Here is a 24,477-nt window from a genome sequence, read left to right on the forward strand (position 1 = left end):
TTTTCTACCTCAGTTTCAGGGTGGCAAGGCCGATCAGCACCAGAATCACGGTGATGATCCAGAAGCGGACGATCACGCGTGGCTCGGGCCAGCCCTTGAGTTCAAAGTGGTGGTGAATCGGCGCCATGCGGAACACGCGACGCCCGGTCAATTTGAAGGACGCCACCTGGATGACCACCGACAGGGTTTCCATCACGAACACACCGCCCATGATGAACAGCACGATTTCCTGGCGAACGATCACCGCGATGGTGCCCAGGGCCGCGCCCAGCGCCAACGCGCCGACGTCACCCATGAAGACTTGTGCCGGGTAGGTGTTGAACCACAGGAAGCCCAGGCCCGCACCAATCAGCGCGCCGCAGAATACGATCAACTCACCCGCGCCCGGTACGTAGGGGATCAGCAGGTATTCGGCGAATTTCACGTTACCCGACAGGTAGCAGAAGATACCGAGCGCACCGCCCACCATCACCGTCGGCATGATCGCCAGGCCGTCGAGGCCGTCGGTAAGGTTGACGGCGTTGCTGGAGCCGACGATCACGAAGTAGGTCAGCACCACGAAGCCGATGCCCAGGGGAATGCTGGCGTCCTTGAGCATGGGCAGAATCAGCGTGGTTTCCACCGCGCTTGGGGCGGTCATGTACAGGAAGATCGCCGCGCCCAAGCCGAACACCGACTGCCAGAAATACTTCCAACGGCTTGGCAGCCCCTTGGAGTTCTTCTCGATGACCTTGCGGTAGTCATCCACCCAGCCGATGGCGCCGAACAGCAGGGTCACCAGCAGCACCACCCATACATAACGGTTGTGCAGGTCAGCCCAAAGCAACGTGCTGACACCGATGGAGGACAGGATCAGCGCGCCGCCCATGGTCGGCGTACCGGACTTGGACAGGTGCGACTGCGGGCCGTCATTGCGAACCGATTGACCAATTTGCAGGTTCTGCAGGGTGCGGATCATCCACGGCCCCAGGAACAGTGACAAACACAACGCGGTCAGCACACCCAGGATCCCGCGCAGAGTCAGGTACTGGAAGACCGCGAAGCCTTTGTGGAACTGTTGCAGATACTCAGCCAGCAGCAGCAGCATTAATGTTTCTCCGTACTTGAGCCACACAAGGCCACGACGACGTTTTCCATCACCGCGCTGCGCGATCCCTTGATCAAAATGGTTGTCTGTTTGTCGTGTTCGGCCGCAGCCAGCGCCTGGATCAGCTCGGCTTGGGTGGCGAAATGCTGCGCACCTGGGCCGAAAGCGTTGACGGCGTGGGCCATGTTCGGGCCGACGGCATAAAGGGCGTCGACCTTGCCGCTGGCGTAGGCACCGACTTCGCGGTGGGACTGTTCGGCCCAATCGCCCAGTTCAGCGATATCGCCCAGAACCAGTACCTTGCGGCCGTCGAAGCCTTTGAGCAGGTCGATGGCGGCGCAGACCGAGGACTGGTTGGCGTTGTAGGTGTCATCGATCACGCGCATGCCGTTTGTCGCCAACTGCGCCACGGTGCGGCCCTTGACCGGTTGCACCGCGCCAAGGCCCGTGGCAATACCGAACAGCGACACGCCCAGGGCGTACGCGGCAGTGGCGGCGGCCAGGGCATTGGCAACGTTATGGTTGCCCAACAAATTCAGTTGCACGTGTTCGCTGCCTTGCGGGGTGTGCAAGGTAAAGGACGGGCAGCCTCGGGCATCGACGGTGATGTTGGATGCATGGAAATCAGCCGCTGCGTTATGCACGGCAAACGTCAGGACCTTGCGACCGGCGGCGCGCACGCGCCAGGTTTCGAAGGCCTTGTCGTCGAGGTTCAATACGGCGGTGCCCGAAGCGTCGAGGCCTTCTAGGATTTCACCCTTGGCTTCGACGATCTTTTCCGGGCCACCGAACTCGCCCACGTGAGCGGTACCGGCGTTATTGATAATGGCGACGTGGGGCTTGGTCAGCGCCACGGTGTAGGCGATTTCGCCGACGCGCGAAGCGCCCAACTCGATCACCGCCGCCGTGTGTTCCGGGGCCAATTCGAGCAGGGTCAACGGCGCGCCGAAATCGTTGTTCAGGTTGCCACGGGTAGCGAGTACCGGCCCGCGTGTGCGTAGCACGCCGGCCAGCAGTTCCTTGACTGTGGTCTTGCCGCTGGAGCCGGTGATGGCCGCCACCGGCTGCTCGAAGGCGGCACGGTTGAGTGCGCCCAGTTGGCCGAGGGCCAAACGGGTGTCGGCGACCAGCAACTGCGGCAAGCTCGACTCCGGTACTTCGCGCTGCACCAGGGCACCCACGGCGCCTTTGGCGGCGACGTCATTGAGGTAATCGTGGCCGTCAAAGCGCGGGCCGGCCAGCGCGACAAACAGTTGCCCTGGCTGGATGGCACGGCTGTCGATGCTGACGCCATCGAAGCGGCAATCGCCGGACAGAAGACGAGCGGACAGGGCCTGGGTCAGTTCGCTGAAGCGCATCGGCTTAAGCATGGGCAATCTCCCAGGCGCTCAAGGCGTGATCGGCCTCGACCAGGTCGGAAAAGGCATGCCGCTCGCCGTTGATTTCCTGATAGTCCTCGTGGCCTTTACCGGCGAGCACCACCACATCGTCGACGCCGGCGCTGGCGATCAGTTGGGCAATGGCGTTACCGCGACCGGCGACAAAGGTAGCTTTGGAGACTTCTTTGAAGCCTGCACGGATGTCATCGAAAATCTGGCTTGGGTCTTCGCTGCGCGGGTTGTCGTCGGTCACCAGCACGCCGTCGGCCAGGCGCTCGACAATCTCGGCCATCAGCGGGCGCTTGCCGCGATCACGATCACCGCCGCAGCCGAACAGGCACAGTAATTTGCCCTTGGCGTGTGGGCGCAGCGCTTGGAGTACTTTTTCCAGGGCGTCCGGGGTGTGGGCGTAATCAACCACTACCAGCGGCTGTTTTCCGCCACCCAGGCGCTGCATGCGACCGGCCGGGCCTTCCAGCTTCGGCAGTACGTTCAGAATTTCGTCGAGGGCGTAGTCCAGGCCCAGCAGCGCACCGATGGCAGCAAGCACGTTGCTGAGGTTGAAACGACCGAGCAAGGTGCTGCGCAGGTGGTGTTCGCCCTGCGGGGTCACCAGGGTGGCGCGCACGCCTTCGTCGTCGAACCGGGCTTCGCGGCAATACAGGTAGGCACGTGGGTCCTGCAGGCTGTAGCTGATCAGGCGCCCTTCGCGGTCTTCGGTGGCGAGTTGGCGACCGAACGCATCGTCCAGGTTAACGACCCGGCATTTGAGATCGTTCCACGCGAACAGCTTGGCCTTGGCGGCGGCGTACGCCTCCATGGTGCCGTGGTAATCCAGATGGTCGCGGGACAGGTTGGTCATCACCGCCACATCGAACGCCAGGGCGCTGACGCGACCCTGCTCCAGCCCGTGGGATGAGACCTCCATGGCCACGGCCTTGGCACCGGCTTTTTTCAGGTCGGCCAGGGTCGCCTGCACGGCAATCGGGTTCGGCGTGGTGTGCAGGCCGCTTTGCAGCGCGCCATAGAAACCGGTCCCCAGAGTGCCGACAATGCCGCAGTGCTGGCCCAGCAGATCAAGAGCCTGGGCCACGAGCTGGGTCACGCTGGTCTTGCCGTTGGTGCCGGTCACGCCCACCAGATTGAGGTGGCGGCTCGGCTCGCCATAGAAACGCCCGGCGATATCGGATAACTGCTTGGCCAGCCCTTTGACCGGAATCAGCGGCACGTCGGTGATCGGTAGCACGGTGGCGCCTTCGGCTTCATACGCCACGGCGGCGGCACCGCGTTGCAGCGCATCGGCAATGTGCGCGCGACCGTCGAACCTGCCACCCGGCACGGCCAGGAACAGGTCGCCGGCACGCACATTGCGGCTGTCCAGGGTCAGCTCACGGATCAACAGGTCGCGACCGGCATGGGCGAAAATCTTGTTCAAACTTAGAGACATCAGCCGCGCCCTCCATTGGCTTTTACGGCAGCGGCCGGTGGTCCGGCGTTTGCTTGCTGGGTCGGCGGCAGGTTGTCAGGGGTGATGTTCATCAGGCGCAGGGTGCCGGACATCACTTTGCTGAACACCGGCGCCGAGACCAGGCCACCGAAGTAACCGGCCTTGCTGGGTTCATCGATCACCACGACGATGGCGTAGCGCGGGTCGCTCATCGGACCGAAGCCGGCGAACAGCGAACGGTACGAGTTCTCGGCATAGCCCTTGGTGCCCACGGATGTCTTACGTGCGGTACCGGATTTGCCGCCCACGTGATACGCCGGCACCTGGGCACGGAACACGCCGCGCGGTGCTTCGATCACTTGTTGCAGCATGCCTTGCATGGTCTTGGCGACATTTTCCGGGATCACCTGAGTCGCCTTTGGCGCTTCGTCGACGTGAATCAGGCTTAACGGCACCATGCGGCCATTGTTGGCCAGCACGGAGAAGGCGTGGGCCAATTGGATTGCCGTCACCGACAGGCCGTAGCCGTAGGACAGCGTGGCGGTCTCGGCTTTTTTCCAATCGCGGTAGTTCGGCAGGTTACCGACGCGCTCGCCAGGAAAGTCCAGGCCCGTGGGTTGGCCGAGGCCAATTTTCTGCGCCAGGTGGTAGATGGTTTCGCCGCCGATATCGAAGGCGACCTTACTCATGCCCACGTTACTGGAGTTGATCAGGATGCCTGTCAGGTCCAACACCGGCCCTTCGGTCCGGGATACGTCGCGAATGGTGTATTTGCCCAACTGCAGCGTGCCCGGATAGACCTCGACCTTGTCGCTGGGCTTCCAGCGTCCCGTTTCGAGGGCAGCACTCATGGAAATGGCTTTCATGGTCGAACCCGGCTCGAACACGTCGATCATGGCGCGGTTGCGCATCATCGCCGGTTGCAGGTTGCGACGGTTGTTCGGGTTGTAGGTTGGCTGGTTGACCATGGCGAGAATCTCACCGGTCTTCACGTCCATGATCACCAGGCTGCCGGCCTTGGCGCCGTTCTCGATGATCGCGTTACGCAGTTCGCGGTTGGCCAGGTATTGCAGACGCAGGTCAATCGACAACGCCAAGGGCTTACCGGCCTTGGCGTTCTTGGTGACCTGGACATCCTTGATCAGCCTTCCGCGCCGATCCTTGATGACTTGTCGCTTGCCTGGAACCCCGGCCAGCCATTCATCGTAGGCCAACTCGACACCTTCGCGACCGTGGTCGTCGATGTCGGTGAAGCCCACCATATGGGCGGTGGTTTCACCGGCCGGGTAGAAACGACGGAACTCCTCGATGCCGTAGACACCGGGGACTTTAAGGTCGAGCACCTGCTGGCCCTGCTCAGGGGTCAGGCCGCGTACCAGATAGATGAACTCTTTGTTGGCCTGGGCTTCCAGACGCTCGGCCAGGGCCTTGGGGTCTTGACCAAGGGCGGCGGCGAGGGCCGGCCAGCGGTCCTTGGCAACCTGCAGTTCCTTGGCGTTAGCCCACAGCGTGGTCACCGGTGTACTGACGGCCAGGGGCTCGCCATTGCGGTCGGTGATCAGGCCACGGTGCGCGGGAATAGGGATATGACGCAGGCTGCGGGCGTCGCCCTGGCCGATCAGGAAGTCGCGGTCGACCACCTGCAGGTCGATGATGCGCCAGGCGATCGCGCCCACCATCAGTGCCAGCAAGCCAAGCACCAGGCGGAAGCGCCATGGATAGAGCGCGCCTTCAAGTTTCATCATGGCGCCACCATCCGCACGTCAGCTGCGCCGGGGATATGCATTTTCAGCTGTTCCGTGGCCAGCACCTCGATACGACTGTGGGCGGTCCAGGTACTTTGCTCCAGGATCAACCGTCCCCACTCCGCCTGAGCTTTGTCGCGCACGCTCAATTCCCCGTACAGGGTGTTGAGCAACTGACGGTTCCAGTGGGCGCTGTAGGACACCGCGATGGCGGAAACCAGCACGCCGATAAACAGCAGCAACATAAAGAAGCTGCCGCCTGGCAGGGGCTTGGCGAAAAGCTTGCTCACCGCAACTTCTCCGCAACACGCATGACCGCACTGCGGGCACGTGGGTTGGCCTTAAGCTCAGCATCGGAAGCGAACTGCGCTTTGCCATGGATCTTGATTTTCGGCACAAAGGCTTCGAAACGTACCGGCAGGTTGCGCGGCAGGTTGTCGGACTCGCCCTTGACCAGGCGGCGCATGAACAGCTTGACGATACGGTCTTCCAGGGAGTGGAAGCTGATCACCACCAGGCGACCGCCCACTTCCAGCGCGTCGAGGGCAGCCTCCAGGCCGGCCTCCAGATCGCCCAATTCGTTGTTGACGTGAATGCGCAGGCCCTGGAACGCACGGGTCGCCGGGTTCTTGCCCTTTTCCCAGGCTGGGTTGGCGACTTTCAGCACTTCGGCCAGGTCAGCGGTGCGCTCGAACGGTTGCAGTTCGCGGCGCTCGACCACGGCACGAGCCATACGGCCGGCGAAACGCTCTTCGCCGTATTCCTTGAACACCCGGGCGATTTCTTCCACCGGCGCGGTGGCGATGAACTGCGCGGCGCTGACGCCTCGGGACGGGTCCATGCGCATATCGAGGGGGCCGTCGTTCATGAAACTGAAACCGCGTTCCGGGTCATCGAGCTGGGGCGAAGACACGCCCAGGTCAAGCAAAACGCCGGCGACCTTGCCCGCCATGCCGCGCTCGGCCACTTCGGCTCCCAGCTCGGCAAAGCTGCGCTGCACAACGACAAAGCGGCCGTCTTCGGCCGCTAGCGCTTGCCCGGTGGCAATCGCTTGGGGGTCTTTGTCGAACCCGAGGAGCGTTCCGTCCGGCCCGAGCTGACTAAGGATCAATCGACTGTGCCCGCCCCGGCCGAACGTCCCATCCACATAGCAGCCATCCGCGCGTACGGCGAGAGCCTCGACGGCTTCGTCAAGCAGTACGGTGATGTGGTTAAAGCCGCTATCAATAGTCACAGGATCAGATCACGCAGTTCGTCAGGCATGGCGCCCGGTTGTTGAATAGCAGCCAGGTCAGCTGCGGAAACAGCATCCCAGGCATCTTCGTCCCACAATTGGAACTTGTTCAGTTGGCCGACCAGCATTGCGCGCTTATCGAGCTTGGCGTACTCGCGTAGACGCGGGGGTACCAGGAAACGACCACTGCCATCGAGTTCAAGGTCGACGGCATTACCGATCAGCAAACGCTGCAGGCGGCGGTTTTCTTCACGCAATGAAGGCAAGGCGCGCAATTTGGTTTCGATCAACTCCCACTCGTCGAGGGGGTAAACACATAAACAAGGGTCAACGGCATCGATTGTGATGATTAACTGCCCGGAACTTCTCGAAATCAGCTCGTCGCGATACCGGCTCGGCATAGCGAGACGGCCTTTTGCGTCGAGACTGATAGCGTTAGCTCCGCGAAACACAGATGCGTTTCTCCAAATTTTAGCGTTTTACGTTCAAAAAACCCACTTTGTGCCACTTTCCGCCACTTGCGCACACTATAGGAATGCGCCCACCACACCGTCAAGGCACGGATTCAAGGAAAAGCCTTACAGAACGGAGATTTAGGAGCGTAAAGGGAGGAGAAACCCGAGTTCGACGATATTTTTGACCCAACAAGCGCAGAGCACTCAAAGCGCTATAGCTCGAAGTTAAAGTGATTTATTAAGAGTAAGATTTTTTTGGTATTACGAAGATGCATCTGCCAATGATTTGGCAGGGAGGGAGTCTTGCGTTACTACCGTTTTTTTGCTCGAGACTCGAACAAAAGGAAATAAGGTGGAGAGTCGATCTATAAGCCGGGTTCTGTCTTGAACAGTCATTCGTCTACGATGGCCATCACTGGACATCTTTAGCAACCTACCCGGTCCCAGCGCGGGCCACGCCTTGGGACCCTATTTGGTCTTGCTCCAAGTGGGGTTTACCTAGCCACGAACTGTTGCCAGTCGTGCGGTGCGCTCTTACCGCACCTTTTCACCCTTACCGGCACCGAAGCGCTTAGGCGGTTATTTTCTGTGGCACTTTCCGTAGGCTCACGCCTCCCAGGCATTACCTGGCACTTCGCCCTATGGAGCCCGGACTTTCCTCCCCCCCCTAATTTTCATAGAGGGCAGCGACTGTCCAATCGACTCTCCGCCGCGCAGGTTAACGGCACGGCGGTCTCAGGACAAGTATTAAAAGACCGCGACTGCCATCATGATCGGATGAAATGCACCCTCCACCCCGGAACTATTCGGCTTTCTGCTTATCCAGCGCCACTTGATACAGGACGTTCTTGCGCACTCCAGTGATTTCCGCCGCCAGGGCCGCTGCGCGTTTAAGTGGCATTTCCTTGAGCAACAGATCCAGGATGCGCATGGCCTCGCTGCTCACCGCGTCCTCGCTCTCCGGCGCGGTCCAGCCCGCTACCAGCACCACGCACTCGCCGCGCTGCTGGTTACTGTCGCCTTCGACAAAGGCTCGAAGCGCTTCCAGGGGTAAGCCTTTGAGAGTCTCGAAGGTCTTGGTCAGCTCGCGGGCCAACAGCGCCAGGCGCTCGCCGCCGAATACCAGCTCCATGTCCTGCAGGCACTCCAGGATGCGGTGCGGCGCTTCGTAGAAGATCAGCGTGCGCGGTTCCTCCTTGAGGGCCTCAAGGCGCGCTCGACGCCCCACCGCCTTGGCGGGCAGGAAGCCTTCGAAGATAAACCGGTCGGAAGGCAGGCCGGCCGCCGATAAGGCAGCAATCAACGCGCACGCCCCCGGAACAGGCACTACATTGATACCTGCGGCGCGTGCCTGGCGGACCAGGTGGTAACCGGGATCGGAGATCAATGGCGTGCCCGCATCGGAAATCAACGCCACGTCGTCGCCGGCCAGCAGACGCACGATAAAGCGGCTGCCTTCCTCGCGTTCGTTGTGCTCATGGCAGGCCGCCAGCGGCGTACTGATACCAAAATGCTGCATCAAACGTTGGGAGTGGCGCGTGTCTTCGGCCGCGATCAATTTAACGTCGCGCAACACTTTCAATGCGCGAGCACTGATGTCGTCCAGGTTGCCAATGGGCGTCGCCACGACAAAAAGCGAGCCTGCAGTGGAATTCAAAGGACCTGGAGCAGTCAAAACGCACACCTCGATGGTTGGCAAAAAAATCATTGTAGCGCGTAGATGCCTTGAAAAAACGCCATCGAGGCCGATCCCTTCAGGGTCGCTTGCGTCCGGTAACATCCAGTCAGCCGCTTTTGCACGACCTAAATCGACGGTTTCACGCCAGTAACATCGCGCCTGGGCCAGTGCTTGGGTACACTTCCACGCTAATTTGATCGGTATCAGGAACACTTACATGATCGCTTGCCTGCGGCTGCTCTCCGCCCTCTGCCTCGCTGCCCTACTGGCCGCCTGCGCCAGCTCGCCCTCGTCCAGCCTTGGCGAGCTTCCTCGGACCCCGGACGCCAGTATCGAGCAACTGCTCGAACAGGCCACCTCCGCCAAGACGCCGGAAAAGGCCGCACTGTTGCGCCTGAGTGCAGCTGACCTGGCCTACCACCAGAATAATCCTGGCCGCTCGGCGCAGATTCTTGCACAAGTGCCCCTGGAGGCTCTCAAGCCTGCCGCACAGGTGTTTGCCAGCACACTGGCTGCCGAGCTGGCGATGACGCGCAACCAGCCCAAGGCCGCGTTGACGGCATTGAGCCACCCGAGCCTGCAAAGCCTCAAGGACTTGCCTGCCGAGCAGCAGATTCGCACCGGTACCGTTCATGCCCGCGCTTATGAGGCCGACGGCCAGACCCTGGCCGCCGCCCGTGAGCGTGTCGCCATGGCCTCGTTGCTGACCGGCGACGCCGCGCATGCCAACCATGACGCCATCTGGGCGCTGATTGCCGCCCTGCCGGCCGAGCAGTTGCAAGCCAGCGGCAACCCTATCCTCGATGGCTGGATCACCCTGGCTCAATCGGTCAAGAGCGCCGGCACCCTGGAGCAACAGCAGGCCGCCATCGACACCTGGCGCGCGCAGAACCCCAACCATCCGGCGGCGCTGCAATTGCCTACGCCGCTGACCAAGCTTAAGGAACTGGCCAGCCAGCCCCTGAACAAGATCGCCCTGCTGCTGCCACAGGACGGCCCGCTGGCCTCCGTGGGCAAGGCGTTGCGCGAAGGCTTCATGGCGGCCCATTACCAGGCCGAACAGGCCGGGCAGAAGCCGCCGGTCATTGAGTTCTATGACAGCTCCCGCTTGACCTCCCTCGACGATTTCTACGCCAAGGCCCAGGCCGCCGGCGTGCAACTGGTGGTCGGCCCGCTGGAGAAGCCACTCGTCAAGCAGCTCAGCGCGCGGCCTCAACTGCCGATCACCACCCTGGCGCTGAATTACGCCGAAACCGATCAAGCTCCGCCGCAGCTGTTCCAGTTCGGCCTGGCCGCCGAAGACGAAGCCCGCGAAGTCTCGCGCCGCGCCCGTGCCGATGGCCTACACCGCGCCGCAGCCATGGTGCCGCGTGGCGAATGGGGCGAGCGTGTCTACAAGGCGTTCCGCCAGGATTGGGAAGCCAACGGCGGTACGGTCATGGGTGTGGAGTATGTGGATCAGCCCGTGGCCCTGGCCCAGCAGATTGCCGACCTGTTCCAGCTGCGTAAAAGCGAAGCCCGCGCCAAGAGCCTGCAAAACACCGTTGGCACCGATGTGGCGGCACAACCTTCACGTCGCCAGGACATCGAGTTCATCTTCCTGGCCGTAACCCCGCAACTGGCCCAGCAGATCAAGCCGACCCTCAACTTCCAGTACGCCGGCGACGTGCCGGTGTATGCAACATCCCACGTATTCAGCGCCAGCGGCGACAAGAACCAGTACCTGGACATGACCAACGTGATGTTCTGCGAAACGCCTTGGCTGCTCAACACCACCGACCCGCTGCGCAACCAGGTCGCCGCGCAATGGCCACAAGCCAATGGCAGCCTCGGCCGCCTGTATGCGATGGGCGTCGATGCCTATCGCCTGGCGCCACGCCTGGGCCAGCTCAAGGCGCTGCCGGACACTCGGGTGGATGGCCTGTCGGGCAATCTGGGCATCAGCGGCAACCAGCGCGTCGACCGCCAGATGCCTTGGGCCAAGTTCGTCGGCGGCCAGGTCCAACGCCTACCGGACACCCCGCGCTGATGCCCGAGCGGTCCCGCGCGCAAAGCGGCAAGGATGCCGAACTTCAAGCTCTGAACTACCTGCAGCAACAGGGTCTGCGCCTTCTGGCGCAGAACTGGTTGTGTAAACGCGGCGAGCTTGATCTGGTCATGCTTGACGGCGATACAGTAGTATTCGTCGAAGTCCGCTACAGGAAACACGCACAATGGGGTGGCGCGCTCGCCAGTATCGACGGGCGCAAGCGTCAAAAGCTGATACTCGCCGCGCAGTTTTTCCTGCAAAAAGAGCATCGCTGGGCCGACTCCCCCTGCCGTTTCGATGTGGTCGCCATAGAAAGCACACCGTCGGGGACGGCTGATCTGAACTGGCTGCCCAATGCCTTCGACAGCTGATTCGCCGGACCTCTACACCACACACTTTTGCTCTTTGCTTTGCGGGCTGCACATTCCTGTGCCAAACAGCCGCGCTACTTAAGGTCACACAGATGGACATGCAATCCCGAATTCGCCAGCTATTCCAGGCCAGCATCGACACCAAGCAACAGGCGATGGACGTACTTGCACCGCACATCGAGCAAGCCAGTCAAGTCATGGTCAATGCCTTGCTCAACGAGGGCAAAATGCTTTCGTGCGGCAACGGCGGTTCAGCCGGCGACGCCCAGCACTTTTCCTCCGAGCTGCTCAACCGCTTCGAGCGCGAGCGCCCGAGCCTGCCGGCCATTGCCTTGACCACCGATTCGTCGACGATCACCTCGATCGCCAACGACTACAGCTACAACGAGATCTTCTCCAAACAGATCCGCGCCCTGGGCCAGCCGGGCGATGTGCTGCTGGCGATTTCCACCAGCGGCAACTCGGCCAACATTATTCAAGCGATCCAGGCCGCACATGATCGCGAAATGATTGTCGTAGCATTGACCGGACGCGACGGCGGCGGCATGGCCTCGCTGCTGCTGCCAGAAGATGTGGAGATTCGCGTTCCGGCCACTGTCACTGCACGTATCCAGGAAGTCCACCTGCTGGCGATCCACTGCCTGTGCGATCTGATCGACAGCCAACTGTTCGGGAGTGAAGAATGACCGTTAACCGCCTCAGCCTTTTGGCCATGACGCTGTGCCTCGCCATCAGCGGCTGCAGCACGGCAATCACCGCGACACGCGACACCCCCATCCAGGACGACAAGGGCACGCGTACCTTCGGCAGCAAGATCGACGACTCTCTGATCGAAACCAAAGTCGAGGTCAACGTCGCCAAAGCCGCGCCGGACCTGGGCAATGGTGCCTCGCGCATCGTCGTCACCAGTTTCAACGGCGTGGTACTGCTCGCCGGCCAAACGCCCCGCGCCGATCTTAAGGCCCAGGCCGAGCAAGCCGCAGCGGCCGTGCAACGCGTGAAGAAGGTGCATAACGAATTGCAGGTGATGGACCCGATCACCCTGCTGGCCATCAGCAATGACGCGCTGCTGACCACCAAGATCAAGGCGCAGATGCTCACCGACAACGCCATCCCAGGCTCGCGCATCAAAGTCGTCACCGATAACGGTATCGTCTACCTGATGGGCCTGCTGACCCAGGCGGAAGCCACCCGCGCCGCCAATCTGGTACAGGGCGTATCTGGCGTGCAGAAGATCGTTAAGGTGTTCGAATACATCGATTGATGTAAACGCCGCCCACAAAAAAGGACGCCGTGCAGCCATTGCACGGCGTCCTTTTTTATTACCCGAGCTTACTGGTACTGCTGGTACGGGTTGCCCTGGAACTGGTTATTTTGCTGCGGTGCCTGCTGCTGGGCCGGCTGGCCATACTGCTGGCCTGGGATAGGACCCAGGTTGACCTCGACCCGACGGTTCTGGGCACGGCCATTGACGTCCGCGTTGCTGGCGATCGGGTTATCCGGACCGGCGCCGCGCGCGCTCAGGTTGGCCGGACTCACGCCTTGGGACGTCAGGTAATTGGCCACGCTCTGAGCGCGACGCTGGGACAGGTCCATGTTCAACTGGCGGCTGCCGGTGCTGTCGGTGTAGCCGACAATCTGGATGGTGTTCTGATTGAACTGCTTGAGCGAATTGGCCAAGTTGTTCAGCGGCTGGTAGAAACTGCTGGAAATCGCGTCGGAGTTGGTGGCGAAGGTGATGTTACCCGGCATGATCAATTTGATCTGGTCGCCCTGGCGCTGCACTTCGACTCCGGTATTGGCCATGCTTTCGCGCAGTTTCTTTTCCTGCTGGTCGGCGTAGTAGCCATAGCCGGCGGCACCTGCACCGGCCACCACTGCGCCGATCAGCGCGCCCTTGCCACGGTGGTTGTGGTCGATGGCGGCACCGGCCAATGCCCCGGCCAGAGCGCCCAGGCCACCGTACTTGGCGGTCTTGCTCATACCGCCGGATTCATTATTCGCCTGTCCCTGGCTGCTGCCGTCATAAGGATTAGGGGAAGCGCAGCCGGACAACAGGGCTACGGCGGTAGCGACAACAAGCAGACGACGCGGAGTGAACATGAAGGAAGCTCCTACTTTTGCATTCTGTGGTGCAAAGGACATTGGCAACGGACCTGTGCCGGGTTTGGAACGCGACAAACGGCAAAAATTCCGTCATCGCGTTCCAGGCTGTAACAAAAGACTGGCCAACACTGACCGCCATCAAAACCCTAGCAGACACCCGCTGAACACAACCTGAGATTTTTCTGTAACGGCGCGCTCGCTGACGTCAAGCCCGAACGAACGGGTTCTCGCGCATCTCATCCCCCAGCCGCGTATCCGGCCCGTGCCCCGTCACCACGATGGCATCCTCGTCCAGGGTATACAGGCGCTGCTTGATCGAACGCACAATGGTCGCCTGATCGCCACCCCACAGATCCGTACGCCCCACGCCGCGGCGGAACAAGGTGTCACCGGCAATCAGCAATTTGGCATCGGCGAACCAGAAACTCATCGATCCCGGCGTATGCCCAGGCGTGTGCAAAGCCACGCCGCAGCCGCAGGCCAAGGCCTCATCATCGGCCAGCCAGCGGTCGGGCGACGGCACTGGCGTATAGGGCACCCCAAACATCTGGCATTGCATCTCCAGGTTGTCCCACAGGAATTGGTCTTCCTTGTGCAGATGCAGGGTGGCGCCGGTTTTCTCTTTCAATTGACCCGAAGCGAGGAAGTGATCGAGATGGGCATGGGTATGAATGATGCTCACCACCTTCAGGCCCAGCGCATCGAGCCGCGCCAGGATCCGTTCCGGGTTGCCGCCCGGATCGACCACGATGGCTTTTTTGGTGACGGGGTCGCCGATGATCGTGCAGTTGCACTGCAACGGGCCGACCGGGAAGGTTTCGCGGATAAGGGCGTTGTGTTCAATATTCATCGGTACTCCTGCGCTTCATATGGCATATTCGCCACAGTATGGTTGACCAAGCCTCACACCCGAAAGTGACGGTTCGCTCGCCCGCATGCAAAGCCGCCGCTGCTAAGCTTTGCGGGCGCCCCTCAACCCCACCCAAGATCGCAAACGTGCCGCGCTGGAGCGAGCCTCATGGCGAACCACTTGATCATCTGCGAGCACTGCGACTGCGTGTACCGCAAAGTCGCGCTCGCCCGGCATCAAAAAGCCGTGTGCGTGCGCTGTGCAGGCGTGTTGCAGCGCTACAACGGCCTGACCCTGCAACAGCGCCTCGCCTTGACGCTGACCGCCGCGGTGCTATGGGCTTTCGCTAACTTCTATCCGGTGATGACGATCAGCCTGCAGGGCCTGAAAAACAGCGCCACGCTGTGGGACTCAGTGGTGGCCCTGAGCCTGGGGCCAATCACCTTTATCGCCTTGGTGGCCGCGATCTCCATCATCATCGCGCCGGTTTTCCAGTTGTTACTGCTGATATGGGTGTTGAGTTTCGCCTTGGCCGGCCAGCGTTCGCCGGCGTTCAGGCTATGCATGCGCTGGCTCGAAGCACTGCGGCCGTGGAGCATGCTCGAGGTGTGCCTGCTCGGGGCGATGGTGGCGGTGTTCAAGTTGGCCGGCATGCTCGATGTCATTCCCGGCACCGGCCTGTTTGCGCTGGCCGTGCTGAGCCTGTTGCTGATCCGTATCGCCGGGCGCGATGTGCGTGACCTGTGGGACGTTGTGTGAATACCCCGCCGACCGCCAGCGAACTCAACCTGTGCCTGTGCCACAGCTGCGGCCTGGCGGCTGACATCAGCGCAGCCCCCGGCGAATGCGAACGCTGCGGCGCGCCCCTGCACCGGCGCAAGGTCCGCTCGCTCACTCGCACCTGGGCCTACATGCTCACGGCGCTGGCCTTTTATGTACCGGCCAATGTGCTGCCGGTGATGAATACCAGCCTGTTCGGCTCGGGCGCCGACAGCACCATCATGAGCGGGGTTCTGGAGTTCTGGCAGCACGGCGCGTGGGACATCGCGCTGATCATTTTTATCGCCAGCATCGCCGTGCCGGGGATCAAGTTCGTTTCTCTGGCGCTGCTGCTGGTGACCGTGCAACGCAACAGCCTGTGGGCGCGCAAGGAGCGCTCGAAGCTGTTCCGTTTTGTCGAGCTGATTGGCTACTGGTCGATGCTGGATGTCATCGTGGTCGCGCTGGTGGCCGCGCTGGTGAAGTTTCAGGCGCTGGGCACTATCGAGCCGCGCCTGGGCATTCTGTTTTTCGGCCTGGTGGTTGTATTTACCATGTTGGCTGCGATGAGCTTCGACCCGAGGCTGATCTGGGAACCCCCACACACTAAGGAGACCTCGGATGACGTCCCGCACTGACGCTGCGCAAACGCCCGGATCGCCGGCCATCAAGACCCGGCGCTTCAGTGTGTCGCTGGTTTGGATCGTGCCGATCGTTGCGGTATTGGTGGGGATTTCGCTGGTGGTCCACAGCGTCCTGCAGCAGGGCCCGACCATCACGCTTAACTTCAAGACCGGCAGCGGGCTGACAGCGAATAAAACCGAGGTCAAGTACCGCAACGTGGTGATCGGCCAAGTGACCGATGTGGCCCTGAGCGACGATCAGAAAAGCGTCAACGCGACCGTGCAGTTGGCCAAGCAGGCCGAAAGTTTCACGCGCGCCGACTCGCAGTTCTGGGTGGTACGCCCGCGCATCGGCGCGGGTGGCGTTTCCGGTATCGACACGCTGTTGTCCGGCGACTATATCGGTGCCGACATCGGCCAGTCCGAGACCCGCGCCAGGCAGTTCAAGGGCCTGGAAAACCCGCCGCCGATCACCTACGGCGAACCGGGCAAACGTTTTACGTTGCATACGCAGACCCTGGGCTCGCTGGATATCGGCTCGCCGGTGTACTACCGCAAAATCGAGGTCGGCCAAGTGGTGGCCTACAAACTGGATGCCGAAGGCAAAGGGGTCGATATCGAAGTGTTCGTGCATGCGCCCAATGACGCGTACGTCACGCAGAACACCCGCTTCTGGAACGCCAGTGGGATCGACCTGAGTGTCGGCGCCAATGGCTTCGCGCTGAAAACCGAATCGCTGTCGTCCATGCTGGTGGGCGGTATTGCGTTCCTGGCGCCGCCTTACAGCCCCAACGATAAGCCCGCCGATGAGGAACAAACGTTCGAACTGTTCGACGACCAGGTCAGCGCGCTTGCTCCGCCCACCGGCGACGGCCAATACATGGCCCTGCGCTTCGACCAGGCCCTGCGCGGGCTCAAGGTCGGCGCGCCGGTGGAGTTCCTCGGCATCGAGTTCGGCAAAGTGGTGTCGGTCAACCTGGACTTCGATGCCAAAAAGCGCAGCTTCCCACTCAACGTCGGCATCGTCATCTATCCCCAGTTGCTCGGACAGGCCCATACCAAGCTGCTCAAGACCATGAACAACGATCCCAAGGATGAAGCCGCCGGCGTACGCCTGATCGGCTCGTTCATCGAGAACGGTCTGCGGGCCCAGGCGCGCAGCGGCAACCTGCTGACCGGCCAGTTGTACATCGCCTTGGACTTCTACCCCAAAGCCGACAAGGTCACCTTCGACCCCACCCTGCGCCCGGTCAGCATCCCGACCATTCCCGGTAACCTGGAACAACTGCAGGAAAAACTCGAAAGCATCGTCAACAAGATCAATCAACTGCCGATCGAACGCATCGCCGGCAACCTCGATAGCAATCTCGTCGAGTTGCGCAAAGGCCTCACCCAGTTCAACGCCAAGACCCTGCCCGGCGTACAGACGACCTTGGCCGACGTCAGCAAGACGTTGCAATCGGCCAACGCGACCCTCGCCGAAGACTCACCGCAGCGCGAGCAACTGACCCAGACCCTGGATGAGCTGGGCCGCATGTCCCGCTCGTTGCGCGAGCTGTCGGACTACCTGGGCCGTCACCCGGAATCGCTGATTCGCGGTCGCCCCGACAACGCCGCGCCCCTGAACCTGCAAGGGCCACCGCGCAAATGAAACCTGGAGCAAGCGCCATGACGTTTCCGTTCAAAGCCACCCTGCTCGGCGCGTTGTTGGCGCTGTCGGCCTGCGGCAGCACGCCCATTACCTTCCATACGCTGACCCCGGCGCATGCGAATCTGCCCACGGTTGGCGGTACCGGCACGATCCGCATCGAGAGCCTCACGGTGCCGCCCGCCGTGGACCGACCGCAGATCGTGGTGCGCCAGGGCGACACGGGCATCGCCATCCTGGAAACCCAGTGGTGGGCCGCCAGCCTGGCGGACGAAATGCGCAGCGCGCTGGTGGATCAGTTGGCCAACAGCAATCCTCGGCCACCGCTGCTGTTGCGGGTCGACGTGCAGCGCTTTGATTCCGTGCCTGGCCAGTACGCCCGGTTTGACGCCCAGTGGCGTCTGCGGCCCGCCAGCGGCACTGACCGCCCGTCGCTGCTGTGCCGAACAACCTTGCAGTCGCCGGCGGGCAGCGGCATTGACGATGTGGTGCTGGCCCATCAGAACAACCTCAAGCGCTTCGCGGCACAGGTCAGCCGGGCAGCCGCCAGCGCTGCTGGCCAGTGCCCAGGCACACCGTAGCCCACGGCGAGATCAGGCCAGCAACCCCATGGCCTTCGCGCGGGCCACGGCCTGAGTGCGTCGCTCCACGCCAAGCTTGCTGTTGATGTGGCTGGCGTGGGTCTTCACGGTGTGCAGGGAAATGAACAACTGATTGCTGATTTCCTGATTCGAACATCCCAGGGCAATCAGTTGCAGCACGGCCATTTCGCGCGCGCTGAGCGCCTCATGTGAGGGTGAAACCCCCGCCGCCGCCGTGGGCAACAACGCCAGCAGGGCCTGGCTCGCCAGGGCGTGAGGGTGCTGAGCCAACTGCTCGCGCATCCAGTCAGCATGGTTTTCCAACAGCCGCTGGAACGGTTGCAGTGCGCCCCCGGCGGCAGCCTGCAGGGCCTGGGCCAGCATCGGCCGCGCCTTGGCCGGCTGCCCGCCCTCCAGCAGCAGTTGCACCTGCTGGGTCAGCGCCAGCAAAGCGATCATCTGGCGGCCGCTGGTCTGGGCCTCTTGCGCCAATTGCTCCAAACGCTGCAACGCCGCTTCGGGCTGATGACGCGTGGCGTCCAGGGCGGCTTGTTGCAGGCCGATGTGTTGCGGCAGGTGGGGATGAAACTCCGGCGCAGCGGCGGCGTGATCGCCGTTGTAGGTCTGCCCCAGCCGCGTCAGCCAGGCATCGGCCAGGTCGGTACGGCCCTGGGCCAGCCACAGTTCGCATTTGATCAGGGTGATCATGGCCAGGTAGTAAATCGGCGGCACGTCCCAGATATGCATCAAGCGCTCGGCTTCAGCCAGCTCGGCAAAGGCCAGAGGAAAGTCGCCGCGGCGTCCTTCGAAACTGGCGATCACACAGTGCCCGATCAACACACTGATATCGCGGCAGGCTCGGGCCTCCGCCAGCCCGGCGCGCAGGCGAGCCAGGCCCGCTTCCGGCTGCAAGCGCAACAGCAGCAAGTAACCTTCATACAGCGCCAGGCGCGCGCGCACCGCATACAACCGCTGAGGCGCCAGGCCATGCAGGCGCTGCAGGCCCTGGCGCACTTCGTCGAGCGAACGCAGGATTTCACCGCGCGCCTGCAACACCCGCGCACGGTCGTAGTGGGCCAAGGCCTCGAACAACGGATTGCCGACCCGCTGCGCGAGCTCCAGCGATTCGCGATTCAAGCCCCGGGCGCGCCACAGGTCGGCATCGGCAATCGCCAGGTTGGATAAGGTCGACAGACACATCAGCCGCTGGCCATAGCGGCGCTGCGGCAGGCTGTCCAACGCCTCGCTGCAGTAGCGCTGGGTCAGCTCGCGATCACCGCGACCACGGGCGATGATGCCGCTCAGCGCCAGCCACTGCGCCAGCATCGATCGTTGTGCGGTGGCCGAAGGGGCCGGCAGGAAGCGACTGAGGTAACTGGACAGTTCCTGCGCCGCGTCGAGCTGGCAGGCCAGGCCCAACGCCCAGCTGTACAACACAATCAAGCGCGGCGTGCTGATCAACAGGCTGTCGGGCAAGTCCATTTTCCAGCGCAGCAGCATGCCGACATTCTGCTCGGCCAGCAGCTGTTCTTCGGACAGGTTTTGCACCAGGTTTGCCGCCACATCCAAATGGCCGGCGCGCAATGCCTGCTCCACCGCTTCGTCGATCAGGCCCTGGGCATTGAACCAGCGACAGGCGCGCAGGTGCAGGCTCGCGGCCGGCAGCACCGGGCTGTTCGCGCGGCGACTGCGCAACAGGTCGGAGAACAGATGGTGATAGCGAAACCAGACGCCCTGCTCGTCCAGCGGCACCAGAAACACCTGGTGAGATTGCAGGTAGCGCAGGATGTCCGCGCTGTCGTGGGCTTCGCGCACGGCGTCGCACAGTTCGCTGCAAAAGCGCTCCTGGGGCGCGGTGTCGAACAGGAATGCCTGCACGTCAGCCGGCAGACAGTCGATCACCTCTTCCAACAGATAATCGCGGATCAGACCTTCGCCGCCGTGCAGGCTCTGGGGCAAAGCGCCTTCGTTGCCGGCTTCGGACGCCGCCAGCAACCAGAAGCGCAGTCCGGCCACCCAGCCTTCACTGCGCCGGATCAAGTTATCGAGGGCTTCGCCGCGCAGCGAATTGCTATGGTGATCCAGCACTGCCAAGGATTCGCCATGGGTCAAACGCAGGTCATGTTCGTGCAGTTCGAGCAAGTGCCGCGACAAACGCAGGCGCGCCAGATGCCAATCCGGGCGCTGGCGGCTGGTTACCAGCACCACCAGGCCGTCGGGCAAGTGGTTGAGGAAAAACTGCAGGCAACGGTCCAGCACCGGTCCCTGGGCCAGATGATAGTCATCGAGTACCAGCAACAGCGGCGCGCGGGTGGACAAGTGAACGGCCAACTCGTCGAGCAGGCCATCGAGCCATTCTTCAAAGGCAAAGGGTTGATGACGCTGGCGCATTTTCAGCAGGCCCAGGGACTGGGCGCCGAGCGGCGAAAAGTACTGTTGCAGGCCTTCGAGCAAACGTTCGAGGAAACGACCGGGGTCACTGTCCCGTGGGCTCAGGCCCAGCCACAGGCTTTGCCAGTGCGTCGGCAGGCTTTGGCAGAACTCGACCGCCAGGGAACTCTTGCCGAAGCCGGCCGGCGCGCTGACCAGCAATAACCGCCCCTGCAATCCGGCACTCAGCCGTTCGCACAGGCGCGGTCGCGGCACGTAGCCGTCAGGCAGCGGTGGCCTGTAGAAACGCGCGTCCAGGGACGGGATCGCCGTACTGGCGGGCCCTTGGATTCGGGACAGATCAGTCATCGCCGGGCTCTTATTGAAGGCTATTGTCGGCATTGCAGATGTCCGCAGACTAGCGGTAAAAGCCGCCGGTTTGTAGATCTTTGCAACAATTGCCTGGAAAAGAACTGCGACAAGAAATATCGCCACAAACAAAAGTGGAAGGGGGCTTGCTCCCGATAGAGGCGGATCAGTCGATGCTGCGCTGACTGTCACACCGCTATCGGGGGCAAGCCCCCTTCCACATTGACTCGTTCAGCTTAGCGCACACCATCCTGACGCAAGGCCGCCGGGGTGAAGTCGCTGGTGGTAGCGGTGAAGCCAAAGTCGTAGGCCTGTTTCTCTTCGTTCTTCATGCCCAGCGCCAGGTAACGGCCGGACTGCAGGTCGTAGAGGGTTTCCAGGGCGTACCACGGCACTTGCTTGTCGTAGTAGTTCTCGGCATGGGCTTCGGCGACGCGCCATAGTTGGCCACGGCCGTCGTAGTGGTCGATCACCGCGGCTTGCCAGGTGTCTTCGTCGATGTAGAAGTCACGCTTGGCGTAGATGTGGCGCTGGCCTTCCTTCAAGGTGGCGACCACGTGCCAGACGCGGCGCAGTTCGTAACGCGCCAGGTCCTGGTTGATGTGGCCGGCCTTGATGATGTCGGCGTACTTGAGCTTCGGATCGTCGATCTTGTAGCTGTTGGAGGCGATGTAGATTTCCTTCTTGCCTTCCAGCTTCCAGTCGTAGCGGTCCGGCGCACCGTTGTACATGTCGAGGTTGTCGGAGGTCCGCAGGCCGTCGGCGGCGGTGCCCGGGCCGTCATAGGAGACTTGCGGGGCCCGGCGCACACGACGCTGGCCGGCGTTGTAGACCCACGCCGAACGCGGCTCCTTCACCTGGTCCAGGGTTTCGTGCACCAGCAGCACACCACCGGCAAGACGCGCCGGCGCGGTTACTTGCTGCTTGAAGTAGAACAGCACGTTGCCCGGGTTCTTCGGATCGAAGTCCTTCATTTTGTCGCGGAACACGAACTGGTCGCGGAAATACACCAGGCTGTAAGAGCCATTGGTCTGCGGGGTAGCCTGCGTCACCAGGCGCGTCACGCTACCGCCGCGATAGCGAGTGATATGGTTCCAGATCACCTCGACGCCACTTTTCGGAATCGGGAACGGTACCGCAGTTTCGAAGTTTTCCAGGCCGTTGCCGCCGGACACCAGGTTGGTAGTGGTGGCGTTCTTCTTGATCGAGGCGAACACATCGGCCGGCACGGTAGCGCCGCGATGGGTCGGGTAGACCGGCATCTTGAAGGTTTCCGGGTAGCGCTTGAACATCGCGTACTGCCCCGGCGCCAGTTTGTCTTTGTACTGCTCGACGTTCTGCGCGGTGATGGTGAACTGTGGTTGCTCACTGGCGTACGGGTTGGCGAGGAACCCCTTGGCATCCACAGCGCCGGCGTTGGTCGGCATCGGCGACCACTTGGGGATGGTGCCCGCCGCGTTCCCGGCCATCTCGGCGCCCATCGGCGTGAGGGTGGTGCCCAGCTTGGCGGCTTCATCCGCCGAGACCGCCGCCATGACGTTGCTCGCCAGGATCGACAGCCCCAGCACACCTACGTGCAACAGACTTTTAGTTATTTTCATATTTCGGTCTTCCTGAAATTCAGTGTGCTTAGAAGTTCGCGCCGACGCTCAGGGCGACAAAATCACGGTCATCCACGGTGCTGAACTTGCCGCCGAAGAAGTTGGTGTACGCCAGGCTCGCGGTGTAGGTGTTCTGGTATTCGGCATCCAGCCCCAGGCTGACCGCTTTGCGACCTTCTTCGAAGTTACCGCCAGGGCCTGGCGAATAACCTTTCACGTCGTGGGACCACGCCACGTTGGGCTTGAGGTTCACACCGGCGAACACGTCCGGGTATTCCCAGATGGCACGCGCGCGGTAGCCCCAGGAGGTTGCCGTGGTGAAGCCGTCGTTGTTGCAATTGGTGTTCAAGCCGGCGGCGTTGGGCAGGCCGGCGCCATTGGCCGTGGATTGGTTGAGCCTGTCGCAGAAGCCAGCCGGCAAGGTGCCAGGACCGAATACCGGGTCACGGCCGTAACGGGCTTGTGATTTGCTTTCCAGGCCGCCCACATGGGTCACGCCGATTTCACCGACGGTGGTCAAGCGGCTCGCGCCCATCACTTGGTCGAAGAAGTGCGTGAAGGTGGTCTGGAACTGGGTCACTTCCTTGCGGTTGTAACCGTGCAGATCCTGGCCTGGGGTGCCCTTGAGCACGGACGCGTTGCCAAAGCCCGGGATCGGCGTAACACCGGCGAAGAGAATATCGGTGGTGCTCAACTGCACCGGTGCGTTGGGACGGTAACTCAGCTCACCGCTCCACGCGGTGCCCGTCGGCAGCGTGGTGGAGAAGCTCAAACCGTAGAGGCGGATATCTTCCGGGTACTCGACGAAGTAGTTGGAGTTGCCGGCCACGACCAGTGGCCGCAAGGCGCCCAGCGGCCCCAGCGGACGGGTGTAGGCCGACGCCGGCGCACCCTGCGCACTGAAGATCGGCGCACGGCTGTGGTAATTCATGAAATACGCGCCGAACTCGGTGTCCAGCGGCTCGAAGTTGTAGTGCATGGCCACGCCGAATTGGCCGCTGTCGCGGGCATCACGGTCAGGGCCACGGCGCACCAGCACGCCTTCGTTGTTAACGTCCACACCCAGGGCCGTCAACGTCGGCAAGGCAGCCCCCGGAATGGTCGAGCGCTTGTTCAGCACGCGCAGGTTATTGCTGCAGCCATCGGAAATCACATCCGGCTGCGAGAAAAACGTACCGCAGTTGTCGGTGACGGTCTGGTCCCATTCCAACTGGTAAAACGCTTCGGCCGACAGGTTATCGGTCAGGGTCTGTGACACATAGAACATGTTGACCGGAATCAGGCCTTCCTTGATTTCGGCACCCGGACGACGGAATGCGGACACGTCAATCGGGTTGATGGAGTTGATACCGCCGCCGATGAAGGTGCTTTCGCCCCAGCTCACCACCTGCTTACCGAACCGCACGCTGCCCGGCTGATCGGCAATCGCATAGTTGTGATAGACGAAGGCATCGAGAATCTGCCCACCGGAAGACTTGGCGCCTTCCTTGCGATTGTTGTCGCTGATGTCCTTGAACTCACGGCTTTCATCCTTGAGTTCGAAGTCGTACCAGTATTTGCCCCGCACGAACACGCCGGTGTCGCCGTACTTCAGCTCCAGGTCGTGAATACCTTTGAAGATCTTGGAGAAGGTCTCGCCGCGCTTGAAGTTCAGATGGCCGTCATCGGAGGTCTGGGACAACCCCCGGCCGCCGTTGTTGGCGCCGATCAAGTCCTTGTTAGGCTTGGCTGTCGACCAGCTCGCGCCCACCGAAAGCGACGAGTCGAAGTTGCCTTCGATTTCACCGATATTGAAACTGACGCCGAATGCAGGCCCGGCGAGCGTAGAGGCGAGGCTGACGGCCAGAGGCAATCTTGCCCGGCGCCAGAACTGGTTTACTGAGGTCATCGACGCTACTCCATGTGCATTATTGTTATGGCAGTGAGTTCTTGATGATGCGTGTAACAGCCGGAATACAACGATTCCAATGCTGCCTGGCAACTGAACCTCCATGGCCCGAAGCGATGCATCCTTGAAAAACTCAGGTGGGACTATAGCCAGCAGGGGGTACCGCATGATCCCTCTAAAGTGTGATTTGCATCACCGACCCGTCTGCCACAGACCTTTCGCCATGTCGGCGAGGGCCGACGCGGCAAGGATGGCTG

General features: G+C 61.9%; 21 protein-coding genes and 1 other RNA gene. 8 read left to right on the plus strand and 14 right to left on the minus strand.

From position 1 onward, the window contains the following. Positions 1-4: 4 nt before the first annotated feature. The 9 genes from mraY to rsmI all read right to left on the minus strand — a co-directional run bounded on the left by mraY (position 5) and on the right by rsmI (position 9,055). The gene (gene mraY, locus QRN10_RS03185; protein ID WP_034111805.1) at positions 5-1,087 is read right to left on the minus strand and encodes a phospho-N-acetylmuramoyl-pentapeptide-transferase; all 1,083 of its coding nucleotides are present in this window, start codon (positions 1,085-1,087) and stop codon (positions 5-7) included. Continuing rightward, positions 1,087-2,457, minus strand: a complete 1,371-nt coding sequence (locus QRN10_RS03190; RefSeq protein ID WP_285427832.1) for a UDP-N-acetylmuramoyl-tripeptide--D-alanyl-D-alanine ligase — start codon at positions 2,455-2,457, stop codon at positions 1,087-1,089. Before QRN10_RS03190 ends, mraY begins: the two co-directional genes overlap by 1 nt. Beyond that, positions 2,450-3,913: a UDP-N-acetylmuramoyl-L-alanyl-D-glutamate--2,6-diaminopimelate ligase gene (locus tag QRN10_RS03195; protein ID WP_285427833.1), complete on the minus strand. Its 1,464-nt coding sequence runs from the start codon at positions 3,911-3,913 to the stop codon at positions 2,450-2,452. Before QRN10_RS03195 ends, QRN10_RS03190 begins: the two co-directional genes overlap by 8 nt. Next, positions 3,913-5,655, minus strand: a complete 1,743-nt coding sequence (locus tag QRN10_RS03200) for a peptidoglycan D,D-transpeptidase FtsI family protein (RefSeq protein ID WP_181078617.1) — start codon at positions 5,653-5,655, stop codon at positions 3,913-3,915. The genes QRN10_RS03195 and QRN10_RS03200 overlap by 1 nt, the downstream gene beginning before the upstream one ends. Continuing rightward, positions 5,655-5,948, minus strand: a complete 294-nt coding sequence (ftsL, locus tag QRN10_RS03205) for a cell division protein FtsL (RefSeq protein ID WP_124361353.1) — start codon at positions 5,946-5,948, stop codon at positions 5,655-5,657. The genes QRN10_RS03200 and ftsL overlap by 1 nt, the downstream gene beginning before the upstream one ends. Further along, positions 5,945-6,892 carry a 16S rRNA (cytosine(1402)-N(4))-methyltransferase RsmH gene (rsmH, locus tag QRN10_RS03210; protein WP_370694742.1) on the minus strand — a complete coding sequence of 316 codons (948 nt, stop codon included), beginning with the start codon at positions 6,890-6,892 and terminating at the stop codon, positions 5,945-5,947. The genes ftsL and rsmH overlap by 4 nt, the downstream gene beginning before the upstream one ends. Next, a complete protein-coding gene (mraZ, locus tag QRN10_RS03215) occupies positions 6,889-7,344 on the minus strand; it encodes a division/cell wall cluster transcriptional repressor MraZ (RefSeq protein ID WP_003171868.1) in 456 nt (151 codons plus the stop codon). The genes rsmH and mraZ overlap by 4 nt, the downstream gene beginning before the upstream one ends. Before the next feature lie 355 nt (positions 7,345-7,699). After that, an RNA gene (gene rnpB / locus QRN10_RS03220) (RNase P RNA component class A) lies at positions 7,700-8,053 on the minus strand. A 96-nt stretch (positions 8,054-8,149) separates the two neighbouring features. Then, positions 8,150-9,055, minus strand: a complete 906-nt coding sequence (gene rsmI, locus QRN10_RS03225; RefSeq protein ID WP_181078562.1) for a 16S rRNA (cytidine(1402)-2'-O)-methyltransferase — start codon at positions 9,053-9,055, stop codon at positions 8,150-8,152. Positions 9,056-9,242: 187 nt separating this feature from the next. Here rsmI and QRN10_RS03230 point away from each other — a divergent pair, with 187 nt between their 5' ends. The 4 genes from QRN10_RS03230 (at position 9,243) to QRN10_RS03245 (ending at position 12,689) form a co-directional block, all read left to right on the plus strand. Next, a complete protein-coding gene (locus QRN10_RS03230; protein WP_253510515.1) occupies positions 9,243-11,054 on the plus strand; it encodes a penicillin-binding protein activator in 1,812 nt (603 codons plus the stop codon). After that, positions 11,054-11,425 (plus strand): YraN family protein, encoded by a 372-nt coding sequence (locus QRN10_RS03235; RefSeq protein WP_181078565.1) that lies wholly within the window; start codon positions 11,054-11,056, stop codon positions 11,423-11,425. The genes QRN10_RS03230 and QRN10_RS03235 overlap by 1 nt, the downstream gene beginning before the upstream one ends. A 92-nt stretch (positions 11,426-11,517) precedes the next feature. After that, positions 11,518-12,111, plus strand: coding sequence for a phosphoheptose isomerase (locus QRN10_RS03240; protein ID WP_024073509.1), 594 nt, complete (start codon positions 11,518-11,520; stop codon positions 12,109-12,111). Next, positions 12,108-12,689, plus strand: coding sequence for a BON domain-containing protein (locus tag QRN10_RS03245; RefSeq protein ID WP_034111799.1), 582 nt, complete (start codon positions 12,108-12,110; stop codon positions 12,687-12,689). The genes QRN10_RS03240 and QRN10_RS03245 overlap by 4 nt, the downstream gene beginning before the upstream one ends. 68 nt (positions 12,690-12,757) lie before the next feature. Here QRN10_RS03245 and QRN10_RS03250 read toward each other — a convergent pair whose 3' ends face one another. Together QRN10_RS03250 and QRN10_RS03255 are read right to left on the minus strand one after the other, a co-directional pair. Further along, positions 12,758-13,528, minus strand: coding sequence for a YiaD family glycine zipper/OmpA-like lipoprotein (locus QRN10_RS03250; RefSeq protein WP_181078566.1), 771 nt, complete (start codon positions 13,526-13,528; stop codon positions 12,758-12,760). Between the two features lie 208 nt (positions 13,529-13,736). Then, on the minus strand, positions 13,737-14,381 hold the full coding sequence (locus QRN10_RS03255; protein ID WP_253510511.1) for an MBL fold metallo-hydrolase: 645 nt from the start codon (positions 14,379-14,381) through the stop codon (positions 13,737-13,739). Positions 14,382-14,549: 168 nt separating this feature from the next. Between QRN10_RS03255 and QRN10_RS03260 the strand changes: the two genes are divergently transcribed. The 4 genes from QRN10_RS03260 to QRN10_RS03275 are packed head-to-tail and all read left to right on the plus strand — an operon-like array spanning position 14,550 to position 17,992. Further along, the gene (locus QRN10_RS03260) at positions 14,550-15,140 is read left to right on the plus strand and encodes a paraquat-inducible protein A (RefSeq protein WP_181078569.1); all 591 of its coding nucleotides are present in this window, start codon (positions 14,550-14,552) and stop codon (positions 15,138-15,140) included. Continuing rightward, the gene (locus QRN10_RS03265) at positions 15,137-15,778 is read left to right on the plus strand and encodes a paraquat-inducible protein A (protein WP_181078571.1); all 642 of its coding nucleotides are present in this window, start codon (positions 15,137-15,139) and stop codon (positions 15,776-15,778) included. Before QRN10_RS03260 ends, QRN10_RS03265 begins: the two co-directional genes overlap by 4 nt. Beyond that, entirely contained in the window at positions 15,762-17,414 is a 1,653-nt protein-coding gene (locus tag QRN10_RS03270) for a PqiB family protein (protein ID WP_181078572.1), read from the plus strand. Before QRN10_RS03265 ends, QRN10_RS03270 begins: the two co-directional genes overlap by 17 nt. Before the next feature lie 17 nt (positions 17,415-17,431). Further along, complete coding sequence (locus tag QRN10_RS03275) at positions 17,432-17,992, plus strand: PqiC family protein (protein ID WP_181078574.1); 561 nt, start codon at positions 17,432-17,434, stop codon at positions 17,990-17,992. A 12-nt stretch (positions 17,993-18,004) separates the two neighbouring features. Here QRN10_RS03275 and QRN10_RS03280 read toward each other — a convergent pair whose 3' ends face one another. The 3 genes from QRN10_RS03280 to QRN10_RS03290 all read right to left on the minus strand — a co-directional run bounded on the left by QRN10_RS03280 (position 18,005) and on the right by QRN10_RS03290 (position 24,220). Next, the gene (locus tag QRN10_RS03280; RefSeq protein WP_285427834.1) at positions 18,005-20,731 is read right to left on the minus strand and encodes a winged helix-turn-helix domain-containing protein; all 2,727 of its coding nucleotides are present in this window, start codon (positions 20,729-20,731) and stop codon (positions 18,005-18,007) included. A gap of 236 nt (positions 20,732-20,967) precedes the next feature. Continuing rightward, on the minus strand, positions 20,968-22,332 hold the full coding sequence (locus tag QRN10_RS03285; protein WP_181078578.1) for a DUF1329 domain-containing protein: 1,365 nt from the start codon (positions 22,330-22,332) through the stop codon (positions 20,968-20,970). Between the two features lie 28 nt (positions 22,333-22,360). Continuing rightward, positions 22,361-24,220, minus strand: a complete 1,860-nt coding sequence (locus QRN10_RS03290; protein ID WP_181078580.1) for a DUF1302 domain-containing protein — start codon at positions 24,218-24,220, stop codon at positions 22,361-22,363. Between the last annotated feature and the right edge of the window lie 257 nt (positions 24,221-24,477).

Source organism: Pseudomonas sp. lyk4-R2A-8 (assembly GCF_030209095.1).
GTDB classification, from domain to species: Bacteria; Pseudomonadota; Gammaproteobacteria; order Pseudomonadales; family Pseudomonadaceae; genus Aquipseudomonas; species Aquipseudomonas quebecensis.

What these genes read in the sequence shown, in the direction of transcription:
- QRN10_RS03245 (WP_034111799.1), top strand. Translation starts at nt 12,108, where the DNA reads ATGACCGTTAACCGCCTCAGCCTTTTGGCCATGACGCTGTGCCTCGCC.
- QRN10_RS03275 (WP_181078574.1), top strand. Translation starts at nt 17,432, where the DNA reads ATGACGTTTCCGTTCAAAGCCACCCTGCTCGGCGCGTTGTTGGCGCTG.
- QRN10_RS03270 (WP_181078572.1), top strand. Translation starts at nt 15,762, where the DNA reads ATGACGTCCCGCACTGACGCTGCGCAAACGCCCGGATCGCCGGCCATC.
- QRN10_RS03260 (WP_181078569.1), top strand. Translation starts at nt 14,550, where the DNA reads ATGGCGAACCACTTGATCATCTGCGAGCACTGCGACTGCGTGTACCGC.
- QRN10_RS03280 (WP_285427834.1), bottom strand. Translation starts at nt 20,731, where the DNA reads ATGACTGATCTGTCCCGAATCCAAGGGCCCGCCAGTACGGCGATCCCG.
- QRN10_RS03190 (WP_285427832.1), bottom strand. Translation starts at nt 2,457, where the DNA reads ATGCTTAAGCCGATGCGCTTCAGCGAACTGACCCAGGCCCTGTCCGCT.
- QRN10_RS03255 (WP_253510511.1), bottom strand. Translation starts at nt 14,381, where the DNA reads ATGAATATTGAACACAACGCCCTTATCCGCGAAACCTTCCCGGTCGGC.
- rsmI (WP_181078562.1), bottom strand. Translation starts at nt 9,055, where the DNA reads ATGATTTTTTTGCCAACCATCGAGGTGTGCGTTTTGACTGCTCCAGGT.
- QRN10_RS03290 (WP_181078580.1), bottom strand. Translation starts at nt 24,220, where the DNA reads ATGACCTCAGTAAACCAGTTCTGGCGCCGGGCAAGATTGCCTCTGGCC.
- QRN10_RS03200 (WP_181078617.1), bottom strand. Translation starts at nt 5,655, where the DNA reads ATGAAACTTGAAGGCGCGCTCTATCCATGGCGCTTCCGCCTGGTGCTT.
- mraY (WP_034111805.1), bottom strand. Translation starts at nt 1,087, where the DNA reads ATGCTGCTGCTGCTGGCTGAGTATCTGCAACAGTTCCACAAAGGCTTC.
- QRN10_RS03235 (WP_181078565.1), top strand. Translation starts at nt 11,054, where the DNA reads ATGCCCGAGCGGTCCCGCGCGCAAAGCGGCAAGGATGCCGAACTTCAA.
- QRN10_RS03240 (WP_024073509.1), top strand. Translation starts at nt 11,518, where the DNA reads ATGGACATGCAATCCCGAATTCGCCAGCTATTCCAGGCCAGCATCGAC.
- QRN10_RS03285 (WP_181078578.1), bottom strand. Translation starts at nt 22,332, where the DNA reads ATGAAAATAACTAAAAGTCTGTTGCACGTAGGTGTGCTGGGGCTGTCG.
- QRN10_RS03230 (WP_253510515.1), top strand. Translation starts at nt 9,243, where the DNA reads ATGATCGCTTGCCTGCGGCTGCTCTCCGCCCTCTGCCTCGCTGCCCTA.
- QRN10_RS03250 (WP_181078566.1), bottom strand. Translation starts at nt 13,528, where the DNA reads ATGTTCACTCCGCGTCGTCTGCTTGTTGTCGCTACCGCCGTAGCCCTG.
- QRN10_RS03195 (WP_285427833.1), bottom strand. Translation starts at nt 3,913, where the DNA reads ATGTCTCTAAGTTTGAACAAGATTTTCGCCCATGCCGGTCGCGACCTG.